A 3,486-nucleotide genomic window follows, 5' to 3' on the forward strand; every position below is an offset into this window, starting at 1 on the left:
CGGCCGCCGTGCCGGCGGCCGCCGCGCCGGAGGCCGACGAGCTCGCGGCTCGCCGTCCCGCCTGATGACCGACGACGCCCGCCGCCCGGGTCGCGATTCCGCTCATGCGGAGCGCGATGCGGGCGGCCGCGCGGCCGGTGACGAACTGGCCCCGGTGATCCCGCTCTTCGGCTCGCGCACGCCCGCGCCCGCGACGTTCGCGGCCAAGCCCTTCGCGCGCACGCCCGCCGCGGTCCGGCCGGGCGAGCCTGCGCCGGAACCGGACCAGGCGCCGGGCTGGTCCCACCCGGGCGCCGTGTTCGAGGGCTCCGCCGAACCTGAGTCGCCCGACGAGATCCGTGATCGCAGCGAGGCCGTTCTTCTGCGAAAGCTCCGCGGTCGATCTCTGTCTCTGGCGGAGGCGCGTACGACCCTCCGTGCGGTCGAAGGCGTCGATGACGTCGTGATCGAGGAGGTCGTGACGAAGTTCGTCGACCTCGGCTACCTCGACGACGAAGCGTTCGCCGAGCAATTGGCGATGTCGGCGGTCGAGCGTCGCGGGCAGGGCCGTCGCGCGGTCGTACAGACGCTTCGCAAACGGGGGATCCCGCGTGACGTGGCAGACGCCGCGATCGCGGAGCTTCCCGACGATGATGCGGAGCGGGCACTGGAGTTCGCGCGTTCGAAGGCGCGCAGCGTTGGCGGCAAGGATTACGACGCGAGCTTGCGCCGCTTGGCTGGTCAGCTCGCCCGCCGCGGCTATTCGTCGTCCGTCTCGCTCGAGGCGGCGCGGCAGGCCTTGGCCGAGGCGGGCGTTCGGCGTGCGCCGTTCTCCCGACCGTCCGCGTCGTCCGGCGTGCGGTTCACCCCGGACGACTGATCCGCTGCCCACCTCAGCGCGCTCCATCCCGACTCCGCTCTCCTCGTGACCGGCGCTTAGAATGGCACGCATCATGACGACCCCCGTATCGACACCGACGCTCATCGCGCCCTCCGCGGCCGCCCTCACGGCCGACGGTCGTGTGCGCACCTACGAGGTCCGCACGTTCGGGTGTCAGATGAACGTTCATGATTCCGAGCGTCTCTCCGGCTCGCTCGAGAGCGCGGGCTACGTCCGCGCCGAGGTCGGCACCGACGCGGACGTCGTCGTTATCAACACGTGCGCCGTCCGTGACAACGCCGCGGGCAAGCTGTACGGCACCCTGGGCCACCTGAAGTCCCGCAAAGACGCACGCGACGGTATGCAGATCGCCGTCGGAGGCTGCCTCGCGCAGATGGACAAGGATGCCGTTCAGCAGAAGGCCCCGTGGGTCGACGTCGTCTTCGGCACACACAACATGGGTTCGCTCCCGGGCATGCTGGAGCGCGCGCGCCACAACGGCGAAGCCGAGCTCGAGATCCTCGAATCGCTCGAGATCTTCCCCTCGACGCTTCCCACCAAGCGCGACTCGGTTCACAGCGGCTGGGTGTCGATCTCGGTCGGCTGCAACAACACCTGCACCTTCTGCATCGTCCCGAGCCTGCGCGGCAAAGAGAAGGACCGCCGGCCGGGCGACATCCTGAACGAGATCCGACTCCTCGTCGACGACGGGGCGATCGAGGTCACGCTCCTCGGCCAGAACGTCAACTCCTACGGTGTCGAGTTCGGCGACCGTCTCGCGTTCGGCAAGCTCCTGAGGGCGGCCGGTGAGATCGAGGGGCTCGAGCGCATCCGCTTCACGAGCCCGCACCCGGCGGCCTTCACCGACGACGTCATCGCCGCCATGGCCGAGACACCGTCGGTCATGCCGCAGCTGCACATGCCGCTGCAGTCCGGATCGGACCGGATCCTCAAGGCCATGCGCCGGTCCTACCGCAGCGAGCGGTTCCTCGGCATCCTGGACCGCGTGCGCGAACGCATCCCGTACGCCGCGATCACGACCGACATCATCGTCGGCTTCCCCGGCGAGACGGATGCCGATTTCGAAGAGACCATGCGCGTGGTCGAGGCATCGCGTTTCTCGAGTGCATTCACCTTCCAGTACTCGGTTCGCGAGGGCACTCCCGCCGCCACGATGGACGACCAGGTCCCCAAGGCCGTGGTCCAGGAACGATACGAGCGTCTCATCGCGCTCCAGGAGCGCATCTCCCTGGAAGAGAACCAGAAGCAGCTCGGGCGTTCTCTCGAGGTGCTGGTGTCTACGGGCGAGGGCAAGAAGGATGCCGCGACGCGGCGCCTCACCGGCCGCGCCGAAGACAACCGGCTCGTGCATTTCGAGGTCCCGGACGGGTCGGCGCTCCCGCGCCCGGGCGACGTCGTGTCGGTGCAGGCGACGCACGCCGCACCGTTCTATCTGTTGGCCGACGCTCCGGCGGGAGAGCCGCTGCGCATCCGGCGTACGCGTGCCGGAGACGCGTGGGACCGCGCGCAGGCGGAGTCCTGCGGTGTGCCGACTCCCGCGGGTGACACGGGCGCCCCCCGCGCCGTGTCGCTGGGGCTCCCGACCCTGCGCATCGGCGGGTGACCACCGTCGGCGACGCACCGCGGCTCTGGGCGATCGTCGGGGCCACGGGAACCGGGAAGACCGGACTCTCCCTCGATCTCGCCGAGGCGCTGCAGGCGCGCGGGCGAGGTGCCGAGATCGTGAACGCCGACGCCATGCAGCTGTATCGCGGGATGGACATCGGGACCGCGAAGCTGCCGGCGTCCGAGAGGCGTGGGATCCCGCATCACCTCTTCGACGCTCTCGCTGTCACGGACGAAGCGGCCGTGGCCCGGTATCAGCCGGCGGCGCGACAGACCATTGCCGACGTGCACGCGCGCGGTGCGGACGCGATCCTCGTCGGCGGTTCGGGGCTGTACGTCTCCAGCGTGCTGTGGGACTTCCGTTTCCCGCCGCGCGATCCCGCAGTCCGGGCGTCGTTGGAGGCCGAGCTCGAGAGCGTCGGCCCCGGCGTCCTGTTCGAGCGCCTTCGCTCGAGCGACCCCGCCGCCGCCGCACGCATCGATCCGCGCAACGGACGTCGGGTCGTGCGCGCACTCGAGGTGCTCGCGCAGGGGGAGCACACCCACGGCGGTGCCCTCCCGGCTGCGCCCGATCTCTGGCATCCACGCACCACGATCCTCGCGACGCAGATCGAGCGACAGACGCTCGTGGACCTGCTCGACGACCGCGTCGAGAACATGTGGGAGCGGGGCCTGCTCGAGGAGGTATCCGCCCTGAGGGCCGAGGGAATCGAGCGTGGCGTCACCGCGGCGCGCGCGATCGGGTACGCGCAGGCTCTCGCGGAACTTCGGGGAGAGACGACCCGGGCCGAGGCGATCGCCGAGACGCAGGCTCTCACGCGCCGCTACGCGCGCCGACAGGTGTCATGGTTCCGTCGCTACGCCGACGCGCGCGGCGTCGATGCGCGGACCGTCCGTGCCGACGCTCTGGTCGGGGAGGTCGCGGGATGAGTGTGCGCATCCGAGCGTTCGAGGTCGCGGACCAGGATGCCGTCGTTTCGCTGTGGGAGGAAGCCGGACTC

Annotated in this window: 3 protein-coding genes; all 3 read left to right on the forward strand. The window is 70.5% G+C overall.

All coding sequences use genetic code 11. From position 1 onward, the window contains the following. Positions 1 to 859: regulatory protein RecX (locus tag D8Y23_RS16305; RefSeq protein ID WP_342672127.1), on the forward strand; the 859-nt coding region annotated here is incomplete at its 5' end. A 73-nt stretch (positions 860 to 932) separates the two neighbouring features. Then, on the forward strand, positions 933 to 2,483 hold the full coding sequence (miaB, locus tag D8Y23_RS16310) for a tRNA (N6-isopentenyl adenosine(37)-C2)-methylthiotransferase MiaB (protein WP_128219080.1): 1,551 nt from the start codon (positions 933 to 935) through the stop codon (positions 2,481 to 2,483). After that, complete coding sequence (gene miaA / locus D8Y23_RS16315; protein ID WP_128219081.1) at positions 2,480 to 3,415, forward strand: tRNA (adenosine(37)-N6)-dimethylallyltransferase MiaA; 936 nt, start codon at positions 2,480 to 2,482, stop codon at positions 3,413 to 3,415. The genes miaB and miaA overlap by 4 nt, the downstream gene beginning before the upstream one ends. Positions 3,416 to 3,486: the final 71 nt, after the last annotated feature.

Origin of the sequence: Microbacterium enclense (assembly GCF_004022425.1) — a bacterium.
Classification (GTDB): domain Bacteria; phylum Actinomycetota; class Actinomycetes; order Actinomycetales; family Microbacteriaceae; genus Microbacterium; species Microbacterium enclense_A.

Coding starts and splice junctions, on each gene's coding strand:
- miaB (WP_128219080.1), top strand. CDS start 933: ATGACGACCCCCGTATCGACACCGACGCTCATCGCGCCCTCCGCGGCC.